Origin of the sequence: Paenibacillus sp. W2I17, assembly GCF_030815985.1 — a bacterium.
GTDB lineage: Bacteria > Bacillota > Bacilli > Paenibacillales > Paenibacillaceae > Paenibacillus.
The window spans coordinates 3959267-3982346 of sequence record NZ_JAUSXM010000001.1 but is presented as its reverse complement, the minus strand read 5'-3'; the positions used below and the strand labels follow the sequence as shown (position 1 = coordinate 3982346).

Below are 23080 nucleotides of genomic sequence, written 5' to 3'. Positions count from 1 at the left end.
TATCGCTTTTTTGTTCCAAGTATTTGAAAACATAGAAACAGATCCATAATATATGGGGATAAAAAAGACCAAAAATCGGCATAAAGCTGATCTTTGGTCTTTTTTTTGAATATAATTTTTCAATCCAATGTCAGGTTACTTACGCTCAATATTAAAACGACTGACTTCCACCACCCTCCGCAGCAGGGCAAATGAGCAGAGCGGAGACAGCAACCGTAATGCAACGTCTGTTGAAGTTGGCAAAATTGATCTGAAGCCTAAACATTTGATCAAAAATAACCGATACACCAAAGTAACATCTAATGGTACGAAAGTAGTCTGATTATACGGAATGAGAGGATATGGGGATAACTATGGACGAGGGAATGCAATATATTAATTTTTCGGTAGGAGACCAGATCTTTGCACTACGAATTGATGAAGTTCATGAGATCATCAGAATGGTGCAGGTGACAACAGTTCCATTTGGAAGCCCGGAGATCCGAGGTTTTGCTTCGCTGTACGGTAAGGTCGTTTCGGTGGTGAGTCTTCGTGTATTGTTAGGCATGCCAGACCAGGAGGATACCTCTTCTACACGTATTATTGTGGTGCCTTACAAAGGTGGATTTGTACCGCTGATCGTAGATATGGTCGATTCTGTCGTAAGTTACGATCGTTTCGAGGAACCAGCTGAGGAACACCGCCGTTTCATGCTTGGCGTTTTTGACAAAATCGGGTTCTGTGAAGATCATCGTGCAGGTATTTTGAACCTCGATGTATTACTGGGCAGCTTGATCAGATCATAGTAGTATAACAATCCGTAATTCTTTCAATATTCAGTATTAATCCTTCGGTTTACCCAAATGTTCCTCATCCGCTTTTCGGGAGAAGGGACATTTTTTTGTGCTGCTAGGGTGTGTCTGAAAACTCCGAAGGAAGCAGATTTTGCCGAATTTTCGTTCCAAGCAAGAAAGTTTTCCGCAGGCGTGCCGGGGCACGTCAAGGGAAAGTGACGCAGCGGGGGGCGAAAAGGGGGTAAAAGATGCACTTCAGCGAGTTTTGAGACACGCCCTAACCATTGAAATAACCACTTTTTATGGGCAAAGGTTTTTAAATCCGGTCATTTTCGTATATGATGGAGAGTAACAATGCGAAGGGATGACGGGAGACTTTAATGATGCAATCGCTGTATGGAGTATGGCTTGGTGACGTATTTTTTTGTTTTTCCGGTGAAACATCGGAACCACGTGTGGATGCATGGAGCCACGTGGTAAGAAGGTTGAATTTTGGCGACGGGGGTCGTCTGTTTCAGCCTGCCGCTCTGCGTCTTGCGGAGTTGCGCTGGCCGAATCCGCTGAGGAACACGGCTGAAGCCAAGAACACGAAGCGGCGTCAACTGCTGGGGCGCACATTGGAAGGATTGGCAGTCTCGCCTAAGGATGCCTTCAGGTTGCTGCTGCAATGGGATGACCGTTTGTTAAATGCAGCCGGAATTCAGGTTGGAGAAGAGATGCGTTACTGGATCAAAGCAGCGCAGTTCACACAGGAGCTGCTGTTGCGGGGAGCAATTGCTCCATCGGCTGAATTCGCAGCAAAGACCGGAGCACGGCGACGGACCGGGCAAGAGACATTAACAGGCGTATGGCGGCCACGCTTGCAGCAGGAGGAGGACATCGAACGCTTCCGCGATCTTGCTGAAGCGATGCCTCCGATTGGATTGGCTGCTCCTGGAGCTTATGCTTCATTGGAACCGGAAACGCGTGAAGAAGCAGGGGCTGCGGTATTATTTTCATTCATGAGTGGCATGATTCATGCTGTAGTGACAAGTGAACTGGAGGGCATGGACAGTGAACTGTCCCGTTACCGCACCCCATATCGACGCGGATCTTCGCCAGTAGCCGAACTCTGGTGGAACAGTCTGATCTCGATGTTCCGTCCTGTGACGGTGCAAGGGCCGACGGACGACATGACAGCGTTTATTCATACGCTGCAAGAAGTTGGTGGAACGTCAATGCCAATCGTGGGAGCAGAACAGATGGCACCTGCGGAAGGCCAATTGAAGCTGGTGCTCCGCTTGGAGCCTCCATTGGGCGAACATGAAACGATCTGGGGAATAAGCTTTTGGGTGGACAGTGAGCAGGAACCAAGCCTGAGGTTGCCTGCACGGACTATCTGGGCACATCCAGAGCGAGATCTGGACCGAGGGAAGGTGTTGTATACCTCGGCGGCAGAGCAATTATTGATGGCACTCGGGCAAGCAGCAGAACTGGCACCTGAACTGGAGACAGCGCTGCTTACCGCTCGTCCGGAGGAAATTAAGCTGGAGCAGCAGGGTTTCTTCGAATTTCTCACGCATGCGGTTCCACGTTTGCAGAAGGCCGGGATAACCGTTCTCATGCCTTCAAGGTGGAGTCGTGCCGGGAAACGTCGTGCGGGACTGCGTCTGCAGATGTTGAATCGGGGAACAGAGCGGTTGCCTGGAGCCACATCGGCACTGGGCATGGAACAATTGGTTGCTTTCAAGGCGGAGCCCATGCTGGATGGTAAACCGGTCACGGCGGAGGAACTGGCAGCGCTCGCTGAATCCACAGTTCCTTATGTCATGTTCCGTGGTGAATGGATTGAAGTGGATACAAAAGAGATTCGCCAAGTCCTGCGTTATATGAAAAAAGAAGAAGAACAATACATGCCTCTCTCCGAATGGCTGCATCTGGCAGCGGATGAAGGGGAGGATTCCGCATGGAAGGGCCTCTCCGTCTTTGGTGCCGAATCTGATGGGATGCTTGCTTTCCTGCTCGATGGACAGGTGCTTCGCAGCATTGAGCCTCGTCAGGTTCCGGCAGAATTGCACGGTGAACTCAGACCTTATCAAGAACGAGGCTACCAATGGTTATCCGCGATGCGTGAGCTGGGCTTTGGCGTATGTCTGGCGGACGATATGGGACTTGGGAAGACGATTCAGGTAATTACCTGTCTGCTGGACCGCAAACACGAGGAACGCCAGGCAGCTGAAGAGGAAGCCCGTGAGAATGAGCTGTTGAATGGATCAGATGATTCATTCCCGGCGGATCAGCACACGAATGAGCAGCCTGTTCATCTGCCTGCACTTATTGTGTGTCCTACCTCGCTGCTTGGAAACTGGCAGCGTGAGCTGAAGCGGTTTGCCCCGGATCTGTCGCTGTATATTCATCATGGCGGACAACGGCTGCACGGGAATGATTTTCAGGCAGAAGCGCAGACGCATGACATTGTACTGACGACCTATCATCTGGCAGGCAGAGATGGCCCGGATTTGGCTTCGTTGCACTGGTCCACTATTGTGCTGGATGAGGCACAATATATTAAGAACTACCGTACCAAACAAGCGCAAAGCGTAATGCGCCTGTCTACACTTCATCGTATTGCGATGACAGGAACGCCTGTAGAGAACCGACTGAGCGAACTTTGGTCGATTTTCCAGTTTCTCAATCCGGGGTATCTGGGCACAGCTTCATCGTTCCGCCAGCGGTATACGGGACTGGGGCCATCCGAAGAAAATGCAGCATCCTTGCGTGAGCTTCATCGACTGGTATCTCCATTCATGCTGCGCAGGCTGAAGAGTGATCCGGATATTCGCAAGGATCTGCCAGAGAAGCTTGAACTGAAATCCTATTGTTCTCTGACGCCGGAGCAAACGGTGTTGTACCAGCGTGTGGTGGATGATCTGATGGGTGGTCTGGACGGCAGAAATGGCATTGCCCGGAAGGGGATTGTTCTGTCCTCCCTGACCAAGCTCAAGCAGATCTGTGATCATCCGGTGCTGGCGGACAGTAATCGGAAAGACCACGGCAAGGCTGAGGCATCCGGTAAGATGGAACGTTTGCTTGAACTGCTGGACGCCATCCGTGATAACGGGGAATCGGCTCTGATCTTCACGCAGTATGTTGCTATGGGAGATCTGCTGGTATCGAGATTGAAACAGCGATATGAGGAAGAACCTTATTTCCTGCATGGTGGTGTGTCGAAGGCGCAAAGAGATGATATGGTGGAGACTTTCCAAAAAGGAGAGGGGCCGTCCATGTTTGTTCTGTCTCTTCGTGCCGGAGGTGTGGGTCTGAATCTGACACGGGCGAGTCATGTCGTTCACTATGATCGGTGGTGGAATCCTGCGGTTGAGAATCAGGCAACGGATCGTGTATTCCGAATTGGACAGAATCGCAACGTGCAGGTGCATAAGTTGATCTGTCAGGGAACACTGGAAGAACGGATTGATGAGCTGATCGAAAGCAAGAAGGCACTCTCCGAGCAGGTCGTTGGTTCGGGTGAGAATTGGCTGACCGAGATGTCGGATGATGAGCTGCGTGGTCTGATCTCTCTTCAGGGTGAGACGTGGCTGTGACCTTGAACATTCAGAGGAATATAGATGTTGAGAAAGGGGGATTGTTGTGAGTGAAAAATGGAAGATCGAGCTGCATATGTCCCCCGGTGGATGGACAGCAGAAGTAAATACAGCAGCGGATGCGGATCAGGAAGTTTCCGTTTCCGCTTCCGCTGCTGAGGGCAAGACCGGATCAGCCGCAGGCATGTTCACGGTCACGGGAACGCCGGCGCGACTGAGCGAAGCCCAGCGCGAGGCTGTACTGGCTCAGCTGCGCAAGCGCCCGCTGACGCTGTACGCCCTGCTGCGCGGCGGCCCGGCGTCCGAGGAGCTCGCGGGGCTGCTGCCGGCTGCGCAAGCGCCCGAGGGCTCGCCAGGTGCAGCAACGGCCAGCGCGGCCGTGGCGTGCACCTGCGGCCGCCCGGGCTGCGCGCATGCCGCGGCCGCTGAGCGCGCCGTAGCCGCGCGCCTCGCGGCCGAGCCGCTGCTGCAGCTGGTGCACGCCGGCCTGCCGCGCGAAGCGCTGCTCGCCGGCGTGCTGGGGGCATGGGCGGAGGAACTCGCCCATGATCCCAGCGGCCCCGGCCGCGCAGCGGAAACAGCTGGCCGCCCGCAAGTGCGGGGCGGCGAAGGCGGCGCGGCCGTCGGCGAGTGGATCGCCGAGGCTGCCGCGGACGGCGCCATGCACCAGCCGGGGCCGGGCTTTGGCGCCGTTGAGGTGCGCCTCGCGCAGCCAGGCAAGCCGCCGGCATTGCCGGAGCTGACGGCGCTGCTGCCGGGCGTGCCGGCCACCGCAGGGCTGGATTTGATCCGCCAGCGTGTAGCCGCGCGGATGTGGCAGGCTGTCCAGAAGAAGACGGACAGCCCGGCAACCAAATGATGCACCCATCAGAGCGGGGGAGATCTCAGATCACCCCTGCTTGTTTTTATTGCAGCATGTTGCTCTAAAAGTCCAAAAAACGATCATACAGGCTGTACAGCCCGTATATGTTCATTCGGATCTCTTCTAAAGGAGGTCTTTACCGGTGGAGCTTCGCTCCCAATTAAGGTATACTGTCGCAGGGAACACTGCACGCAGAGGACTATATAACATTTATATTATTGCGATAGGAGTTTTTACATGAAATCAACTACAGGAAGACAGCGCCGCATGGTGGTTATGCTGTCCTCATTGATGATATGCGGAGCATTGCTTACCGCGTGCCAGAACGGCACAGAGGAGAGCCAGAATCCGAATGGAGCAGGTAACACACAGCAGGAGTCGGACGGCACAACGGTTCATTTTACGGAGGATAAAGGTACGGGCGGCGACAATGCTGGCGGGGATGACACATCATCTTCTGGCAACAGCGGTGAAGGCACGGATAGCGAGTCTGGGAATGCTTCAACTGGCGAAGAGCAGGGTTCTTCAGACGATGGTAACGGGGCGACAGCGGAAGATCCATTGCTGGAGAAACGCAGTATCAGCGCACTGCAAACGACGATTGATGCACAATCCGTGGTGACCAATGCTGAGTCTATGACCGTCATTGTCAACAAGCAACGGAGTCTGCCTGACGGGTACGAGCCGGACGATCTGGTGGAGCCGAATGTACCGTTCTCCTTCGACGAACCTCACGAGAAGCGGCATATGCGCAAGGAAGCTGCGGAGGCACTGGAGAAGTTGTTTGCAGGTGCAAAAGCAGATGGTATTGAGCTTCGTGCGGTGTCTGGTTATCGTTCATATCAGCGTCAGGTATCCATCTATAACAATAATGTCAAAACCAAAGGTCAAGAATACACGGATCGCGTGAGCTCTGTGCCAGGCCGAAGCGAACATCAGACCGGTCTTGCCATTGATGTATCCAGCCCGAGTGTGGGCAATGTGTTGGAAGAGGTATTTGGCACATCGAAGGAAGGCCAGTGGTTGGCTGAACACGCTGCAGAATACGGATATGTCATCCGTTATCTGCAAGGTGAGGAAGATACCACAGGTTACGTCTATGAGCCTTGGCATATCCGGTACATCGGTACAGATTTGGCACCGGATGTGGCGAAGAGTGGGTTAACTCTGGAAGAATACTTCGATGAGGCTAATATCAAGTTGTAATGCGGATGTTTTATCCTTAAAGAAAAGATACTAATACTAATTCTCATAAATCCCCGAATGAACCGTCTTTGATCTAACCAATGGGCAGTCATTCAGGGGATTTTTTTCTGTTCAAAAATGATGTTGGAATTAAGGTGGTATTAAACTTCATTCCATTGTTTTAAATGATGATAGACTGATATAATTCATGTTTAATCCGAAGAAACAAATTCAACCAAAGCGAGGGACGAGAGAATGAGCAGACAGCAGGTTTTTACCGGCTCCCCATGGGAACCGTTGGTGGGATATTGCCGTGCCATCCGTGTAGGGAACCGAATTGAAGTGGCGGGTACAACCGCGATGCAAGATGGTGTAGTTGTTGGGGCGGGTGATCCGTATGCACAGACAAGGTTCGTTTTGCAGACGATCGAGAATGCACTGAAAGAACTGGGGGCTGATATGTCGCATGTAGTGAGAACCCGGATGTATGTGACCGATATCTCCAGATGGGAGGAAGTTGGCAAGGCACACGGTGAATTTTTTGGACAGATCCAGCCTGTAGCCACAATGGTTGAAGTTAGCGCACTCATTGATCCCTTGTTGATGGTTGAGATTGAAGTGGAAGCGATCGTTGAAGATGAAACCCAAGCTGGTTGATCTGGCAGATGGTCTGAGGATTTTCTAAGGAACACAGGACATCTTATTTGGCTATAAGATCCTCTTGCTAAAATGTAAGGAACATCAGACACGTTATTTCCCAAATTACTCTGATAAAAATGCTATAAACAGCTATTTATTCAAACATAGCGTGCCTGAGATTCCCTAGATTTTTGCGAGCACTTCAAAACCTTGAATAAGACGCCCCAGATTCGTTAGCGTTAACGCCCCTTGCTCTTACATTCAGTATGCAACGTATTTCGTATGCAGCGCACATCGCACGTGTCTGCTCCGGACAAGTTTCAGGTACGCTTCGCTTTGGAGCAAGTTTGAAGACACGATCTAAAAAACTAAAAACTAAAAACTAAAAACCAACAAACCCAAAAAAATAACCTTACCCGTGCTTGTCAGAAGACAAGCGGATAAGGTTATTTTGAATTGACTTCGCCGCCTTGCCGCACGGCTGAGCTCTTGATGCGCCAAACTCATTACACCGCGCGCCAGGAGCTACATGCGGATGGCTGGTCATTATGATGCTCCACACTCCCCCGTGCTAAGCGATGCACACGGTCGTCTGCAACAACATATAACATGTGTTTCAGCCAGACGTTTTTCCAATGGTATTATTTCGCTTCCAGCTCTGCTGCAGGTGTTTCAACAACCACTTTCCAAGCTGTTCCGATTGGAGGCAGGCTGCGTGTCAACATAGGGCTGTAGAACCCAATGACTTTAGCGCCTTTGGTCAGTTCTTCAGCTTTCACCGTTTCACCTTCGTGGTTCACGAGCAGCGTGTCTTTAGCAATATTCAGCACGACATGGTCAGGAGCGGTTTCTGTTAACCGTGTTCCTGTAATCTCAATCTGTGAGATACTGCCTTCAGCTGTTGTTACATTTTCAATTGTACCCGCTGTCCCCAGAACGTCTTTCAATTGTGATTCCGAAGCGTCATCCAGTACAGTGACTGTGTAGGTCGGCGTTTGTGGTGGCAGACTGCGGGTGGTGATCAGGGAATGCTCAGCTTCCACGTTCATGCCAATGGCCAGATCAGTCAGTGCAATCTCTTTCCCTTCAACTGAGATGAATTTTGTCTCATCGCTCAGATTGAGCACAATACCATCCGTACCTGCACCGCCAATCTGGATGGACTTATATTTATCTTGGTTCGAGATTCTGGTAATTACACCACGTTCGGTAACCGTCTTCACGTCCTCTTCACTGGAGATAGTCACTTGATTTCCTGTTGTGTTCACTTGTCCATGCAGTGCTTTCTCAGCAAAAGAAACCGGTACATACAATTTCCCGCCTGTGATTTCGGGCGCTGTACCCAGCGTGAGCAGCATTTTATTCACGGAATATTGATCCTTGCCTGTGATTACCTGTGTCCAGAGAGCACCACGAGTCAGCTCTGCAGTTTTAGTTTCTTTATTCCATTCCAGTTCAATACCCAGTGCGTCGGTAAGATCACGCAGCGGGATCATGGCTACTTTGCCATCTTTGTTCCAATAACCATCAGAGATGGTTGCCCCATTCACGGATACGTTTACTACACTCGCTGCATTACTATCTGCTGAAACGGATGTTTGATGGACTGGTTGTGTGTTGTCCAGTGTTGCTGCATAAGCGGCTCCACCACCCAATGCCATGGATAGGGCCATCAGTGCACTTACTTTTTTCATGTTGTTGTTCATCAATATTCATCCCTTCTAATCTGTGTACTGACGCGGTAAAATCTTCCTTAGGGCCGCTCTTCAAGTTAATAGACGGGACAAATCGTCTAAGTGTTGCAGTTGAAATGCAATGAATGTAAGCGGTAGGTTAGTTTAAATTAGAAATATCGCTTGTATTGCAGGTTATCCGCAGCAGGATCAGGTTAATTTCAGGTAAGTGGCCAAACCTTTGTCCTATTTCACATTCGAGTACGAGGAGGAACGGATTAGATGAGTGATATGTTGGTAGCGCTCTATCGTTTGCCGGAGCAAGAGAGTGGACTGAGAGCGCTGGAGGAATCCTCCATTGTGATTCGAAGAGCCATTGCCCCAGAAAAACAGCTTGTACTGGATTGGGTGAAATCACATTTTAGTCAGGCTTGGGTGGATGAATGTGAGGTCGCTTTTGCGCGTCAGCCAGTGTCCTGTTATATTGCGGTTGAGCATGGGAAAATGATTGGATTTGCCTGTTACGAAGCGACATGTCGCAACTTCTTTGGACCGACAGGTGTGAGCCAGGATGCACGCGGCAAAGGTGTAGGCACAGCCCTGTTACTGGCCTGTATGCATGCGATGAAGGCGGACGGTTACGGGTATGCGATTATCGGATCAGCGGGACCTGTGGATTTCTATGCCCAGACGCTGGGTGCCGTGAAGATTGAAAATTCAACGCCGGGTATTTACGAAGGCATGCTGCGGGCAGACTAGACGATAATGATGTTGTGGAAGTTGTGGAAAAGGAAGGGAGGACGATGATGAGCACGAAACAAATGTTGCACATCGGAATGATCGGTACAGGATCAATCTCGGATCTTCATATGAGGTGTTATGCGAAAAACGAGGATGCCGTCATCTATGCGATCTGCGATCTGAACGAAGAACGGGCTAAAGCTGCGGCACAAAAGTATGATGCTCAATCCGTGTACACCGATTATCGGGAGATGCTGGAGGACCCGCATGTGGATGCCGTCAGTATCTGTACCTGGAATAATACACACGCCGAATTTGCCATTGCTGCACTGGAGGCAGGCAAGCATGTGTTGCTGGAGAAACCGGTCGCAACCAATGTGGAAGATGCACTGCGGATTGAAGAAGCGGTGAAGAAGAGCGGACGTACGTTTATCGTTGGATTTGTGCGGCGTTATGATAACAATATGCAGATGATGCGCAGATTCATTGATGCCGGGGAGTTTGGTGAACTGTATTATGCCAAAGCTTCCATTCTGCGGCGTCACGGCAATCCAGGCGGTTGGTTCGCTGACAAAAGCCGTTCCGGCGGTGGTCCCCTGATTGATCTCGGCGTACATATTATTGACCAGTGTTGGTACCTCATGGGCAGGCCGAAACCCGTTTCGGTCAGTGGTAATACGTATCGGAAGTTGGGCAATCGTGCCCATATCGAACATCTTTCTTTTTACAAAGCAGCCGACTACAGCGCAGCGGTGAATGATGTGGAAGATATGGCGAATGCACTTATTCGGTTTGAGAACGGGGCTTCGCTGGCGGTGGATGTGAGCTTTACCCTTCATGCACGCGGAGATGAATCTTCGGTGAAATTATACGGCGAGCGTGGTGGGTTCGAACTGGAGCCGGAGACACTGATCGTCACGGAGAAAAATAATACCATCCTAAATATTGAACCCCAGACGGACAATACGGGTCTCCATATTCATAGTGCATTCCAGAACCAGATTGACCACTTTGTGGATTGCTGCCTGAACGGTACAGAGCCGATCAGCCCAATTGCGGATGGGGTGGCTTCCACACGCATGTTGTGCGGAATCTACGAATCCGCTGAGAAAGGGCAGGAGATTCGTCTGGATTAAATCCATTCCCGTTCCTGTTGTCCTTCATATAACAAAAGCATGCGTCTTCCGCGTGATCTGCGGCTGCGCATGCTTTTTGGCATCAGGTCATTTATTCAGTGGTGAATTCTCGTATCCAGGGTCATCATAATCCGTATCCTGCAGCCTTGGAAGCACGTTCATGCTCTCAATTGCCTGCCGGGTATCCGGCGTGCCGTGGTCATACAGAAAGGTATACAGCAAGGTCATGCCATCTGAAAATTGCTCTGTTGCCTCATCGTGGTCTGCTGATTTGTAGGGTACCGGCGCCCGTTGCAATGTATAGGCATCGTCATCTTCCAGCACCTTCATCAGATCTTTTAATCGGCCCAACTGTTCGTCATCCACCAACACCTCAAAGGGTGTAGATTCGTTCTTGGTTTGCTCAATAAGATTATGTGTTACCGATACATACAGATGTTGTTTGCCGTCCTGCATAATCCAACCCCCATTCTGAAATGGAAAAAAGACGCTTCTACTGTTAATAAACAGCAAAAAGCGCCCTGAAACGAGCTATAACGGTATCCCGTTTCGTTTATTTCCCAAATCTCCCCGTTACGGGCACCTGGCGGGTCCCAGCCTCCATCGATCCTGAACACAGGGGACAGGCGGGAGGGCCCGATGATGCCTTCTTGGTTGCTTTTGAAGGCACAGCAGGCTTCTGTCTTAGCCACGCTTTACAGGTGGATGAACTGCACTTCCAGACCGCAACGGTCTCCGTACGCTCGGCATTACCCGAACCTGAAGTGTGCGAATGTGAACTGGAGGAACTCGCAGCTTTCGGACTTACACCTGTGGTGCTGAACGCCTTATGGTTGCGAATCTCCCCACTACCACGCCGTTCACCGAGGCGATCCTCATCACGTTCGTTGTGGACCTCGTAGTCACGACGGTCACTATGGCTGATGGCACGACGCTGTGCCATATCCCGACCTTCGGAACGGGCACCCAAGCCCGAGCGGGCATACTGTCCGTTGCCTTTACCATATGAAGTCTGACCGCTCGTCCGGCTCTCTTCACGAGGTTTACGTTTGTCCGGAACTTCCATACCGAAGGCTTCAAGCAGGAAACGGGACACATCCGCTGGCTTTCCATGATGACTTGCCGGTGAGGTGACATACAAGTACTGCTTGGCCCGTGTGATGGCAACATAGGCGAGTCTTCGTTCTTCCTCCAGCGCCATGTCCAGTTCGGCATCTGTCTGCTGCATAGCAAGCGCAGCTTTCTGATCCTCAGGAATATCCTGACGCAGTGCTGTACTGTGAGGCACAATGCCTCTCACTGGCTCCGATCCAGTACACACAAGGGAACTCCAGTCCTTTGGCCCGGTGGATCGTCATCAGCTGCACTGCGTCACTGTCCTGTGCGCGGCGCAGAGATTCCATCTCCCGGTGTCTGCGGGAGAGTTCATCCGCGAATTGGATGAACTCTTCTACCGTTTCGAATTTTTTGACGGCAGCTTCGAATTCATCCAGGGTTTCCAGCATCGTTTCCTTATAATGGGTGAAGATGCTGGGGTCACCACTTTCCATATACTTGTCGTAGAATTGCCTGCGCATCTCCTGAATGGCGATGATGGGTTTTAGTTTGTGCAGTGATTTGATCAGCTTGATGCGTTCCTTGACCTGTTCCTGCTGGAACGGTTTCAGCTTGTCCCATTTCACAAGATGTATGAGCGGATATTTCTTCGCCTGTTGTTGTTCGCAACGCTGAATCCACTCCAGCCCTGCATCCCGTGAAACGTAGAGTGGTCCCAGCGCACTTGGGAGAGCATCCATGGCACGTGGATCAAGAGACAGACGCAAATGATCCATCAGGGGTCTGATGAGAGACTGGTCATAGAACACCGGGGAAGCACCATGCTGTACAAAAGGTACATCTTTCAACACAAGCTGCTCGAATACAGCCCGGCTGCTGCTTGCTGTCCGGTGAAGAATCGCAATATCACGATAGGTGTGCTGCCCTTCTTCAACCTGTTGACACAGCTGGTTTACAACCCACGCCGCTTCTTCCTCTGCATTGGAAGGTGTAGCGAAACGGGGTGCATCGCCGCGGTTTCCGGCAGCACGCAGCCGTTTGTCACGTCTGCGTTTATTGCGGGCGACCAGTTCACTTCCGAGTCCCAGAATGCGTGCATCACTGCGATAATTGATATCCAGCGTCACAATGCGTGCGCCGGGGTATACTTTATCGAATTCCAAAATTGATTCCTGGCGTGCGCCATTAAAGGTATAGATCGTCTGGTCATCGTCTCCCACAACCATCAGATTGCGGTGAGCGGAAGCCAGTTTTTGCACAATTTCATACTGCAGATGGTTGGTATCCTGGAACTCATCCACCATAATGTACTGGAAACGCTTCTGAAGCGGCCCCAGAACAGCAGGATCACGAAGCAGCGCGGCTGCCCGTAGTAAAATATCATCAAAATCCATTTTGCCCCGATCCTGCTTCCAGGCTTCGTAACCAAGCAGGACACGCTTGGCATCGCGTTCTTCCTGTGATTTCTCAGGCAAGTCGGTTGTTTCCGATCCTTGCATCTTCCATGCGGACAGCATGGCCAGCAGACTTTCAGGCTGGAAGGCTTCACTCATGCCATTTTGGCGAAGAAGCATCTTCAGCACCGTATGCTGAGCCCGCGACTCGCCAAAGATCTCTTCCTGTACACCGTAATGACGCAGTAATGTCAGCGCAAAAGAGTGAAAGGTGCGAGCTTGCACGGCTCTTGCGGCCGCTGGGCGTATACCTGGCAAAGCCGCTATCCGGTCTTTCATCTCGGTGGCGGCTTTGTTCGTGAACGTCACCAGCAGGATACTGCCTGCATGTACGCCACTGACCTCTATGAGATAGCCAGCTCTTGCAGCCAGCACAGTTGTTTTGCCACAGCCGGCTCCGGCGAGCGTCAGAATCGGTCCTCTGCCGTGACGGACTGCCGAGATTTGTGGTGCGTTTAACTTGATGCCGGCCTCTTCCAGAGAACGAAAATAAAAGGCATCCTGTTGCTCATTACCCACGAGTTGCCGACTGGTCTCCAGCGGAGCAGACGGGGACTGGGGCAGGGACGCCGCCGGGGTAACCCCGAGCGGACGGGGGTAGAACGTTGAGTTCGGACTTAACATGTTTCATCCACCTCTGTATGCATTCAGGGATAGGACTATCCCGGCTAAAAGTAAACCATTTGCCCTTTTCACAATCACATTGTAAATTGGTATGATAGAGTTAGTCGCCTAATCAGGCGGTTAAGTATGGTCAAAGCTTCATTATACCCGAACATATGGTCTTGACGAAAGCCCCCGATTTCATCCAGTATCGGTATAAAACGGGCACCTGCACGAGATTACGCAACTTTTTGGCATGATATCGTATAAGTTATATGCCTAAGCATTTTGCATGAAGGATGTAATATGCTAATTTACTACTAAATAGAAATGATAATATTGGTTTTGACGGGACAGAGGAGGAATGGTCATGAAACTGCTTCAGCGCATCAAAGACGGAGCGAACAAAGCAACAGAGCGTGCCCAGCACGCCGTTGAGATTGGGAAACTGAACAACCAGATTGTGGGCTTGCAACAGGAACAGGAAGTCCATTTTACAGATATGGGTCGCATCTTCTATGAGGGTTATCGGGCACAGGATATGACGCGTGCGGAAAAAGAAATGGTGGATCTGTCGCAGCTCTGCGACGAATTGCAGGACGAGATTGATGGTCTGCGCAACAAGATTGCACAACTCAAGAACGAACGGTTGTGCGAGTGTGGACACGTCGCTTCCCTGGATGCCAACTTCTGCCCTAAATGCGGACGTAAGTTGGGTGAACTCAAGACAGCAGCGCCTAAAGTAGCAGCAGCAGGAGTCGCAGGAGCCACCACAGCCGCAAGACAGGAGGCAGCTGTAGCTCAGACCCAAACTCCAGAGCCGGACTTCTACGATGCGCCACCTGAGTTGGAACTGGAGGAAGACGAGCCGTATCATACGGTCATTCCGTCCATAGCGGATCTGGAAACGGAATCGGAATATAACAGTACGGAATTTACCCAGGAAGAAAAGGAAGCGTTCGATGCGGAGTGGGAACGTCGCAGAGATGAAGAGATGCAACGGGAACGTGAGCGTCAGCAGGAACTGGACGAACGCATCCGCTACTGGAAAGAAAACAACCCGATCGTGAACACGGTGGACGTACAGACCGAAGTATCACGCGAAATGGTGAATTGTCAGATTTGTGCAGCCGAGCTGCCCAAAGGGTCGAAGTGGTGCCCGCGCTGTGGTGCCGAACAGATCTGATCTGATGCAGTAGAAGCACTGCCGCATCATTTTGAGGCAGTGCGGGTTGCTGACAGCATGGGGGGACGGGAATATGGACCAACTGCTGCATCATTTGCGTCATCTCGGGTTTACCGAGATGGAATCTAAAATAATGGTGGAACTCGCCCGTCAGGGATCAGCCTCAGGATATGAGGTTGCGAAGCGGCTGGGCGTGTCCCGTTCCAATGTATATGCGACCCTGCAACGGCTGGAACAGCGTGGATTCTTGCGGTGTAGTCCGGGGGAACCGGCGAAGTATAGTGTGCTGAAGCCGGAGGAGATGACACGTATGATCTCCGATCAAATGCGTACCTCGCTGGATTATGTTCAGAGCAGCATGCCCAAAAGTGAACCGGAGAAGCCTGTCTTCTATAACGTCGAAGGTGACAAGAATGTGTTTGAGAATCTGAGCCGTGAATTGGCCGAGGCTCAGCATGAGATTGTCGTAGACGTTTGGCGTGAAGAGGCAGAGCTGCTGCGTAATGACTTACAACAGGCTGAAGCTCGGGGTGTGCGGCTGTTATGGTCATGTGATGGTGGCGAAGGCATGATTGATCAGCCTGTTCCTTTGCCGGGTCTACCTTTGTACGGTACAGGTAATGGTCGGAAATTTTCCCTGGTGGTGGACCGCCGCTGGTGCATGCTGGGCATGCGCGGGGAATCATGCGCCACACAGGCAGTGGTGACGGAGCATCCGGTGATGACTGGACTGCTGCTGAATCATTTTGCTCAAGAGCTGGTGTTGTACGAACTGGAACAGGATATGGGGGGGGAACTGGTGTCCCGCTATGGGCACCGGTACGAAGAACTCTCTGCGCGTTATTGGTCTTCTCCTTCAGGAGAAGGTGACCAGAGCTAGACAGATCGGCGACTAATTCACCTCTGATTGGAGTGAACATGCCAGCACAAAGGTATCTATCTTGACGAAACGAATACGTGTGTACATAAAGCAGGCGCTGCCCGAAGGCAGACGCCTGTTTGTGCTGGTTTGAGAGATGACAGTGATGTTCGTCACAGCATCTGTTTCCAGTCAAGTCGATAGTAAAGGTATGAAGTTATGCTATTTTTGAGAAAATGAAGCTATGAACATTCGATTGAACTGGATCGGGTTGAACAGGATTGTACACGTCATTCTTTGGGCACGTGATACAGAGCTTCCAGCACGTCCGTATAATAAGCTGTACCATGGGGTACAAATTCCGTTGCCCGAATCTCGCGAACGATACGTTCCGGCTCATCAGCTGCATGATCGCTGCTTGACGGATCCTTATGACCGATGGAATGTGGCGGTGATATCAACGGCTGAGTCTGAATTCCGGTAGCTTGAATGACGTCGATCTCATTACGAAACAAAGCGAGTAGATCATCCAGCGGCACTTCATACAGGCTATCCACCTCACTAGGCTGCAGAACGTAGGCTTCAAGCGGCTGGTTCAGACATAATCCATAGACGGCGCTGAATTCCCGATCTATGAATGGGACACCACGCACCTCTCCTTGGAGCTGCTGTGTAGCCGTGAGTAGATAGGTTAGTGCCTCGAATGGAGTATAAACACCCAGTTCTTCCTCCAGCTCACGACTGGCGTCTTGCAGTTGTTCACCTGCGGTAAGATGGCCTGCTGCTGTAATGTCGTAATATCCGGGAAAGGTATCCTTAATATCACGCCGCCGCTGAAAAAGGACCCGTCGCTGTTCGCCTTTGTCACGCACGATCCAGCAGTGGAATGAACGGTGCCAATATCCTTTGGCATGGACCTCGCTGCGTAGTGAAGTGCCGATCCAATTTTGCTGATCGTCATAAATGTCGAAACGTTCTGGGGTCATGAAACGTATCTCCTTATATAGCAGTTTTTAAAGTTCAAAATTTCACAAAGTATGTTTTAAACGAAAGGGGAACGATCGTATGGAATGCATTGTACACTTTCAGGTGATTTATCCGCAACCTCAGGAACGTAAAAGTCTTAGAGGACTTATATTTGTAGGGCAAGGTCAGGAACCGGCTAACAGTCAGTTAAGCAGCATGTTTAAGGATATGGGATTTAATGTACGTTTGGAAGATGAGGCCCAATTGTTGTTCAAGCCAGTGGATGCTTCGGCAAACTTTGAATATATTCGTGTAACAGAGCTTGATACCGGGGAAGAAGTTTACAAGGAAGATAAAGATCTGAAGTCGATCCTGGAACATTTGCTGCCACGCCGTTTCTAGTTCATGAGCATGGCTGCGAATGACATTCATGGGGGAGCACATGTATCACATGTATGTTAAGCACAAAAAAAGGCCCCACCTTTACGGTGGAACCTTCAAACCTTTAAGCTACGCAACCCATTGTTAATGAAGTCCATATGGCTAGCTTTTCATACATAAACTCTAGCAAGTAAGAGGTTGTCCCCCGCATCAGGATTTATATCCGTAATTCAACTCGGTGCGTCTTTAAAAACGTTCATTGTGATTATGCTAGAGCGCCGGTTCCTTCTGCTTCCAGTTCTGAAGTACAGTGCGAGCAGCGGGTAGCTGCGGCTGGAATTTCCGATAGGCAATACTTGCAAGCCTTGGTCGTTTTTTGCGGCTCGGGCTTCTTGTGTTCTTTGCTTTTGATGTAGTTGATACCTTTAACAAGCATGAAAATACAAAAAGCAACGATAATAAAATCAATCATTACGTTGATGAACTGCCCGTAAGCAATTACGGTTGCGCCAGCTTCGTTGGCTTGTGCTAATGTCTTGATTTCCTGCCCGCTGGCGGTTTTCATATCCCAATCCAGATTGAAAATCTTCTGGCTGAAATCAACCCCCCCAAGCAGTTTTCCAACTGGGGGCATAATAATATCATTCACAAGGGATGTGACGATTTTACCAAAAGCAGCCCCAATAATGACACCGACCGCCAGATCGATGACGTTGCCGCGGACGGCAAATTCCTTGAATTCGTTAAGTACGCCTTTCATGTCTGCATATCTCCTTTGATCATTCAATTCAAAATGTAGGCCGCGTCTCCATGCATTATCCGTTCAGATCCGCGCTTCCGTCCTCATATTGTACATAAAAAACACATTCCAATCACCCTTTGTTTGCAAATTAAGACAAGTTTCCGCAATTTCCATGAAAATACTTCTTTATTTCATGCCGTTGATTCGGTATACTTCTAACATTGTCAGTTATGTTTAACCATTTATATTCAGGTTCGCGATCATACATTGTAACGAATCATGGAGCCAAAAAATTAAATATGCCGTTACTCGTATATGTGCAGGAATAGGCCTGCATGTCTCTACCTGATCACCGGAATGATCGGACTACGGGAAAGATGTTGCAATGTTTTGTATGGTTGGCATGAGATCATTCTCAGACAGTTTGACTGAAGAGCAGGTTCAAGTGGCTTTTATCTGTTTCTGATTACACTGTTTAGAGTTTCTCACAACAGGAATGAACTCCTGTCATCCTGTCCATCCAGTACACTTGCAGCATCCATACGGCTTGTCCATATACGTACAAGTCCGTCTTTCCCGTCTCCGGTTATTCCGCAGCGTGTGAAAAGGCGGGCTTTTTGCTTTTTTACCATGCGATTGGAAGAGCATGTGAGCTTCTGTGCGGAGGGCATTCAGGGGGAAGAATTACAATGCAATTGTTAAAAGACAAGGTAAGACAGGAAGGCATTGTCCTGTCCGAGCAAGTACTCAAAGTGGATTCATTCCTGAACCACCAGATGGACCCGGTTCTGATGAAGGAAGTAGGTAAAGAATTCATTCGCCGCTTTGAAGGTGAGAATATCACACGTGTGCTGACAATTGAGTCGTCAGGGATCGCACCAGGCATCATGACCGCGTTGGAGCTGAACGTGCCGCTGATCTTTGCGCGGAAGCAGAAGTCGCTCACACTGACAGAAGATATTCTGGTAGAGAAGGTCTACTCCTTCACGAAGCAGGAGACCAATGAAATTACCGTTGCCAAGAAGTTCATGAAGCCTGGTGATCGCGTGTTGATCATTGATGATTTTCTGGCGAATGGTGAAGCAGCATTTGGTCTGGCTCGCATTGTGGAGCAGGTTGGAGCTGAAGTGGTGGGTATCGGTATTGTTATTGAAAAAGCATTCCAGCCGGGAGGTCGCTTGCTGAAAGAAGCAGGATACCGTGTGGAATCATTGGTTCGCATCGGGGCACTGTCGGATGGACAGGTTACATTTGCGGACGAGGAGGGCACGAACTAATATGGCACGCGAACGTATTTTTCAACGGCATCGGCATCCAATCAAAACGTTCTCCCTAGGACTACAGCATGTGCTTGCGATGTATGCAGGAGCCGTCGTTGTCCCATTGATCGTCAGTAACGCATTGGGTTTTACACAGGAACAACTAACCTATCTCATTGCCATTGACTTGCTCGCATGTGGTGTGGCTACACTGCTTCAGGTATGGGGAAATAAATATTTCGGCGTAGGGCTGCCTGTCATGCTCGGCTGTGCATTCCAGGCTGTGTCCCCGATGATCCTAATCGGGATGAACAGTGGGGTATCTGCCATTTACGGAGCAATTATTGCCTCAGGGCTGTTCGTACTGATCTTCTCCGGAATCTTTGGGAAGCTTATTCGGCTCTTTCCACCCGTGGTTACGGGTTCGGTGGTTACGATCATCGGTTTGACCTTGATTCCGGTTGCCTTCCACGATTTGGGCGGCGGTCAGGGGTCAGAAGATTTTGGCAGCGGAGTGAACTTGTTACTCGGTTTCGGCGTGCTGCTCTTTATCATTTTAATGACTCGATTCACTACAGGTTTTATTCGTTCCATCTCGGTACTGATTGGTCTGCTGGCAGGTACGGTGGCAGCAGGGTTCATGGGCGAGGTTAATTTTGCACCTATTCGCGATGCAAGTTGGTTCCATGTTGTTCAGCCGTTTTACTTCGGCAGACCGACGTTTGAGATTGTACCTATTCTGACGATGATTCTGGTGGCGATTGTCAGCGTGGCCGAGTCCACAGGTGTATTTATGGCTCTGGGCAAAATACTGGACAAGGACCTGTCGTCCAAGGATCTGGCGCGCGGTTATCGCGCAGAGGGTCTAGCCATTGTGTTAGGTGGTATTTTCAACTCATTCCCGTATACAACGTATTCGCAAAATGTAGGACTGGTACAGATGACACGTGTGAAGACACGTGATGTCATTGTAGTAGCTGGTGGAATCCTGGTGGTCATTGGATTTGTACCAAAAATTGCAGCCCTCGCACAACTCGTTCCAGGGGCAGTACTTGGCGGAGCCATGGTGGCCTTGTTTGGCATGGTGGTATCATCAGGCATTCGAATTATCGGTAGTCAGGTCGATCTGAACCGACATGAGAATCTGTTTGTCATCGCTTGTTCTGTAGGTATGGGGCTTGGGGTTACCGTTGTACCTGAGTTGTTCGCAGGTGCACCGGCCTGGGCTCAGATTATGCTCGGTAATGGTATCATTGCAGGCAGCTTCACGGCGATCTTCATGAACCTGCTGTTCAATGGTCTGGGTACCAAGGAAACAGCCGCCAAAATGGCTGAACAACAGGCAGATGCCATCCTTGGAGAGACGGGTAAGTCGGCTTAATTAGCCGAATTAGGCCAGGCTTATCATCCAGCAGGATTGTTATGTTAACTGTTATAAATAGACGATTCACAAGATGAATAATGAATCAGGTTAATCATGGTGATATACAGCATGAATGGTTTATGACATACATTGTTTATGCTATGAATATTCAATCACATGAACAAATGAAAGAGACACCTTTAGATGCGAAACACCGAAAACAGGCTCAGCAGAGTCGTGTTTTCGGTGTTTTTTGTTTTATTTAACTATGATGAGCTGGGATTATAGATGACGTAACTGTTTTTCCGCAAAATCACCAACCCACGGCAGTTTTAGCCATTTCCCCTGCAAGCTGGTAACGACCATAATAAGCCAGACCACTACACCAAGCAGGGATAACAGCGATGCCACCAGTGGTCCGAACAACGGAAGGAAAGCTGATAATACATGCCCGACCATAATGATGCCAAAGACCGTTACAGATTGCAGCGCATGAAATAACACGAACCGGCTCCGCTTCTCCACTGCGAGAAAGACAATCCCACCTACAAAGGTAAACAGATAACAAAGCATACCGGCAATATTTTCATCCAGACCGCTAGACGATTTCATGGGGGACATCCGGTCCAGCCTCCTTTGACCTTTTTAACTAGGTTATGAGAGAGATGGACAGAACTGAACCGATGAATTTATTTGCCTGTGAACGGATTGGGATGCAACACATAGGAAAAAGCAAACAGGGGCAGAGCAAGCCATTGTAAGGCTTGCTCTGCCCCTGTTGTTGTATACGCTTAAACGTTGCTTTATACGAAATCGTTATCCGCCCTCGATCTGTCTGCGAGGGTTTGTAATCTTGCCCATTTTATCGGTGTCGTTTTCTTTGGGAACCAACCGCTCATCGGTTCGTCCTTCGTGGTGATTATCATACGCATATTCGGTCAGTTTCCATTCCGATTTGCCAAGAACGGGATCGGCCGGGAAATGTTGCCCCCGGTGCAGATGTTCCTCACGTCCAGCTTCATTGATGTAAACTCCGTCTACTTCCACCTTTTCATGCGAAAGGGGCAGCATATCTTGTTCTTTGCGGTCCATGAGACGACGCCTCCTTTGGATACCAGTAATTTAACTGTATGGGTTGTCCGTGATAATATCCCCCGAATAGTTCAGTGTTATGCTGGCTATATTAATTCCGTATAGAATGGCGACATTCATAACATATGATTCGGAATTAAACTTTTTGGGCATGAAAACCGTTATATTTATTAGAGGAAATCGTCAAGTCGTAAGATACTTCCGAATATGCTACAATAAGATTATGATTCATTCCGAATCATATCGGGTATTTATAGTGTCAGGTACTTGCTTTCTAGCGAGGTTCCCGACCTAAAGCTTGCTTTAAGCCGCGCACACAACTTCATGGATGGCATTTAAGACTTATTCGGCATTCTCTAAACGGAGCATTCACTTTCAACGTTTTGGGAGGGAATTACAATGGCAACGAAAGGTCACAATGAGGTCAAAGAAAGTTTGAGGGAAATGACTCGGATTTTCCGTCCTAAAGATCCAAAAAAATTCGTGAAGGAGTACGTGAGAAAATACCGGATTACGGGTGGATACGAGGAAGAATTGACTTCTGTGGTTGAGCATGAGCTTGTCAAGATGGATTCTTCCGTGTCCTGAAACAACACACAACTCTGATTATACTGTTCCGATAATGAATAGAACCGTCTCCCGGGCGATAAGCTCCGGCAGGCGGTTTTTTTTGCGTTCCTGCTGCATATATATGGGAGTACACCTACAGCGGGAAGGATGAATGCATGTGGACCCTATTTTGAAAACCAAAGAAGAGATTGGCTACATGCGGGAAGCTGGACGAATTTTGCGAAGTTGTCACCAGCATATTGAGCAGTGGATGATCCCTGGTATCACTACAGCAGAGATTAATGAGCGGGTGGAAGAGTTTCTGGCAGCACGAGGAGCCACACCGGAGCAAAAAGGATATAAAGGATATCCGTACGCGACGTGTGCCTCTGTTAATGAAGTGGTCTGCCACGGATTTCCTGGGGAAGAGCAGCTGGCCAGCGGGGATGTAGTGACCATCGATATGGTGGTGAACAAAGACGGCTGGCTTGCTGACTCGGCCTGGACATATGGAATTGGCGAAACAAGCAGATCCATTCGCAAGCTGATGAGACGAACGGAGAAGGCACTTGAGCGGGCGATTGCCCAGGCAGTTCCAGGAAATACACTCGGAGATATTGGAAGTGCCATTGAACGAACAGCCAGGTTGTATCGATACGGAATTGTGAAGCCTCTCATTGGTCATGGAATTGGTCAATATATTCATGAACCCCCAAATGTGTTGCCTTATGGCAAACGCAGAACGGGCACGATGCTAACAGAGGGCATGGTTATTACGATTGAACCAATCTTTACAAAGGGCAGTTCCGGGGCCGTAGTGTGGGATGAAGATGGATGGACGGTAAGGACGGTAGATGGCAGCTGGGGGGTCCAGTATGAGCATACGGTTGCGATTACTGGGAATGGCCCCTTAATTTTGACCGATGGCACGTGAGATGAAGTCAGTGAAGAAGAGGACTTGAGTTGAACTTTCTCTG

At 49.8% G+C, this 23080-nt stretch carries 20 protein-coding genes, 1 pseudogene and 1 riboswitch; of the genes and pseudogenes, 14 read left to right on the top strand and 7 right to left on the bottom strand.

Annotation, left to right across the window (positions count from 1 at the left end):
- The first annotated feature begins 353 nt into the window (after nt 1-353).
- The 5 genes from QF041_RS17775 (at nt 354) to QF041_RS17755 (ending at nt 7061) form a co-directional block, all read left to right on the top strand.
- A complete protein-coding gene (locus QF041_RS17775) occupies nt 354-785 on the top strand; it encodes a chemotaxis protein CheW (protein WP_017690859.1) in 432 nt (143 codons plus the stop codon).
- Nucleotides 786-1153: 368 nt separating this feature from the next.
- Nucleotides 1154-4357: a DEAD/DEAH box helicase gene (locus QF041_RS17770; protein ID WP_307415159.1), complete on the top strand. Its 3204-nt coding sequence runs from the start codon at nt 1154-1156 to the stop codon at nt 4355-4357.
- 46 nt (nt 4358-4403) lie between these two features.
- Nucleotides 4404-5216: a hypothetical protein gene (locus QF041_RS17765; protein WP_307415158.1), complete on the top strand. Its 813-nt coding sequence runs from the start codon at nt 4404-4406 to the stop codon at nt 5214-5216.
- Nucleotides 5217-5456: 240 nt separating this feature from the next.
- A complete protein-coding gene (locus QF041_RS17760; RefSeq protein WP_307415157.1) occupies nt 5457-6425 on the top strand; it encodes a M15 family metallopeptidase in 969 nt (322 codons plus the stop codon).
- 234 nt (nt 6426-6659) lie between these two features.
- Nucleotides 6660-7061, top strand: coding sequence for a RidA family protein (locus tag QF041_RS17755; RefSeq protein WP_307415156.1), 402 nt, complete (start codon nt 6660-6662; stop codon nt 7059-7061).
- Between the two features lie 623 nt (nt 7062-7684).
- Here the strand turns inward: QF041_RS17755 and QF041_RS17750 are convergent.
- Nucleotides 7685-8749, bottom strand: coding sequence for a copper amine oxidase N-terminal domain-containing protein (locus QF041_RS17750; RefSeq protein ID WP_307415155.1), 1065 nt, complete (start codon nt 8747-8749; stop codon nt 7685-7687).
- Between the two features lie 249 nt (nt 8750-8998).
- Here QF041_RS17750 and QF041_RS17745 point away from each other — a divergent pair, with 249 nt between their 5' ends.
- On the top strand, nt 8999-9475 hold the full coding sequence (locus QF041_RS17745; protein ID WP_307415153.1) for a GNAT family N-acetyltransferase: 477 nt from the start codon (nt 8999-9001) through the stop codon (nt 9473-9475).
- A gap of 47 nt (nt 9476-9522) precedes the next feature.
- The gene (locus QF041_RS17740) at nt 9523-10593 is read left to right on the top strand and encodes a Gfo/Idh/MocA family protein (protein ID WP_047840275.1); all 1071 of its coding nucleotides are present in this window, start codon (nt 9523-9525) and stop codon (nt 10591-10593) included.
- A gap of 87 nt (nt 10594-10680) precedes the next feature.
- Here QF041_RS17740 and QF041_RS17735 read toward each other — a convergent pair whose 3' ends face one another.
- Nucleotides 10681-11049: a hypothetical protein gene (locus QF041_RS17735; protein ID WP_124117824.1), complete on the bottom strand. Its 369-nt coding sequence runs from the start codon at nt 11047-11049 to the stop codon at nt 10681-10683.
- Nucleotides 11050-11146: 97 nt separating this feature from the next.
- Nucleotides 11147-13727 (bottom strand): annotated as a pseudogene (locus QF041_RS17730) (UvrD-helicase domain-containing protein).
- Nucleotides 13728-14076: 349 nt separating this feature from the next.
- On the opposite strand from QF041_RS17730, the gene QF041_RS17725 reads away from it, so the two are divergent.
- Complete coding sequence (locus tag QF041_RS17725) at nt 14077-14892, top strand: zinc ribbon domain-containing protein (RefSeq protein ID WP_307415151.1); 816 nt, start codon at nt 14077-14079, stop codon at nt 14890-14892.
- A gap of 73 nt (nt 14893-14965) precedes the next feature.
- Nucleotides 14966-15772, top strand: a complete 807-nt coding sequence (locus QF041_RS17720; RefSeq protein WP_307415150.1) for a TrmB family transcriptional regulator — start codon at nt 14966-14968, stop codon at nt 15770-15772.
- Between the two features lie 269 nt (nt 15773-16041).
- Here the strand turns inward: QF041_RS17720 and QF041_RS17715 are convergent, their stop codons facing one another.
- Entirely contained in the window at nt 16042-16737 is a 696-nt protein-coding gene (locus QF041_RS17715) for an NUDIX hydrolase (protein WP_307415149.1), read from the bottom strand.
- Between the two features lie 79 nt (nt 16738-16816).
- Between QF041_RS17715 and QF041_RS17710 the strand changes: the two genes are divergently transcribed.
- Nucleotides 16817-17119: a hypothetical protein gene (locus tag QF041_RS17710; protein ID WP_017690846.1), complete on the top strand. Its 303-nt coding sequence runs from the start codon at nt 16817-16819 to the stop codon at nt 17117-17119.
- A gap of 244 nt (nt 17120-17363) precedes the next feature.
- On the opposite strand, the gene mscL is transcribed toward QF041_RS17710, so the two are convergent.
- On the bottom strand, nt 17364-17858 hold the full coding sequence (mscL, locus tag QF041_RS17705) for a large conductance mechanosensitive channel protein MscL (RefSeq protein WP_307415147.1): 495 nt from the start codon (nt 17856-17858) through the stop codon (nt 17364-17366).
- A gap of 271 nt (nt 17859-18129) precedes the next feature.
- Nucleotides 18130-18229: riboswitch (purine riboswitch) on the top strand.
- 300 nt (nt 18230-18529) lie between these two features.
- Between mscL and QF041_RS17700 the strand changes: the two genes are divergently transcribed.
- Nucleotides 18530-19117: a xanthine phosphoribosyltransferase gene (locus QF041_RS17700; protein WP_036613196.1), complete on the top strand. Its 588-nt coding sequence runs from the start codon at nt 18530-18532 to the stop codon at nt 19115-19117.
- A gap of 1 nt (nt 19118) precedes the next feature.
- Nucleotides 19119-20480 (top strand): nucleobase:cation symporter-2 family protein, encoded by a 1362-nt coding sequence (locus QF041_RS17695; protein WP_307415146.1) that lies wholly within the window; start codon nt 19119-19121, stop codon nt 20478-20480.
- A gap of 264 nt (nt 20481-20744) precedes the next feature.
- Here QF041_RS17695 and QF041_RS17690 read toward each other — a convergent pair whose 3' ends face one another.
- Together QF041_RS17690 and QF041_RS17685 are read right to left on the bottom strand one after the other, a co-directional pair.
- Nucleotides 20745-21083, bottom strand: coding sequence for a DUF4870 domain-containing protein (locus QF041_RS17690; protein WP_047840268.1), 339 nt, complete (start codon nt 21081-21083; stop codon nt 20745-20747).
- Between the two features lie 195 nt (nt 21084-21278).
- Nucleotides 21279-21554: a hypothetical protein gene (locus tag QF041_RS17685; RefSeq protein ID WP_036613189.1), complete on the bottom strand. Its 276-nt coding sequence runs from the start codon at nt 21552-21554 to the stop codon at nt 21279-21281.
- Nucleotides 21555-21953: 399 nt separating this feature from the next.
- Between QF041_RS17685 and QF041_RS17680 the strand changes: the two genes are divergently transcribed.
- Nucleotides 21954-22142: a hypothetical protein gene (locus QF041_RS17680; RefSeq protein WP_017690840.1), complete on the top strand. Its 189-nt coding sequence runs from the start codon at nt 21954-21956 to the stop codon at nt 22140-22142.
- Nucleotides 22143-22275: 133 nt separating this feature from the next.
- Entirely contained in the window at nt 22276-23037 is a 762-nt protein-coding gene (gene map / locus QF041_RS17675; protein WP_307415145.1) for a type I methionyl aminopeptidase, read from the top strand.
- Nucleotides 23038-23080: the final 43 nt, after the last annotated feature.

Bases quoted from the DNA above. Each gene is read 5' to 3' on its own strand.
- map (WP_307415145.1), top strand. From the start codon at position 22,276: ATGCATGTGGACCCTATTTTGAAAACCAAAGAAGAGATTGGCTACATG.
- QF041_RS17695 (WP_307415146.1), top strand. From the start codon at position 19,119: ATGGCACGCGAACGTATTTTTCAACGGCATCGGCATCCAATCAAAACG.
- QF041_RS17680 (WP_017690840.1), top strand. From the start codon at position 21,954: ATGGCAACGAAAGGTCACAATGAGGTCAAAGAAAGTTTGAGGGAAATG.
- QF041_RS17740 (WP_047840275.1), top strand. From the start codon at position 9,523: ATGAGCACGAAACAAATGTTGCACATCGGAATGATCGGTACAGGATCA.
- QF041_RS17770 (WP_307415159.1), top strand. From the start codon at position 1,154: ATGATGCAATCGCTGTATGGAGTATGGCTTGGTGACGTATTTTTTTGT.
- QF041_RS17685 (WP_036613189.1), bottom strand. From the start codon at position 21,554: ATGGACCGCAAAGAACAAGATATGCTGCCCCTTTCGCATGAAAAGGTG.
- QF041_RS17690 (WP_047840268.1), bottom strand. From the start codon at position 21,083: ATGTCCCCCATGAAATCGTCTAGCGGTCTGGATGAAAATATTGCCGGT.
- QF041_RS17720 (WP_307415150.1), top strand. From the start codon at position 14,966: ATGGACCAACTGCTGCATCATTTGCGTCATCTCGGGTTTACCGAGATG.
- QF041_RS17775 (WP_017690859.1), top strand. From the start codon at position 354: ATGGACGAGGGAATGCAATATATTAATTTTTCGGTAGGAGACCAGATC.
- QF041_RS17735 (WP_124117824.1), bottom strand. From the start codon at position 11,049: ATGCAGGACGGCAAACAACATCTGTATGTATCGGTAACACATAATCTT.
- QF041_RS17750 (WP_307415155.1), bottom strand. From the start codon at position 8,749: ATGAACAACAACATGAAAAAAGTAAGTGCACTGATGGCCCTATCCATG.
- QF041_RS17715 (WP_307415149.1), bottom strand. From the start codon at position 16,737: ATGACCCCAGAACGTTTCGACATTTATGACGATCAGCAAAATTGGATC.
- mscL (WP_307415147.1), bottom strand. From the start codon at position 17,858: ATGAAAGGCGTACTTAACGAATTCAAGGAATTTGCCGTCCGCGGCAAC.
- QF041_RS17700 (WP_036613196.1), top strand. From the start codon at position 18,530: ATGCAATTGTTAAAAGACAAGGTAAGACAGGAAGGCATTGTCCTGTCC.
- QF041_RS17710 (WP_017690846.1), top strand. From the start codon at position 16,817: ATGGAATGCATTGTACACTTTCAGGTGATTTATCCGCAACCTCAGGAA.
- QF041_RS17745 (WP_307415153.1), top strand. From the start codon at position 8,999: ATGAGTGATATGTTGGTAGCGCTCTATCGTTTGCCGGAGCAAGAGAGT.
- QF041_RS17760 (WP_307415157.1), top strand. From the start codon at position 5,457: ATGAAATCAACTACAGGAAGACAGCGCCGCATGGTGGTTATGCTGTCC.
- QF041_RS17755 (WP_307415156.1), top strand. From the start codon at position 6,660: ATGAGCAGACAGCAGGTTTTTACCGGCTCCCCATGGGAACCGTTGGTG.
- QF041_RS17725 (WP_307415151.1), top strand. From the start codon at position 14,077: ATGAAACTGCTTCAGCGCATCAAAGACGGAGCGAACAAAGCAACAGAG.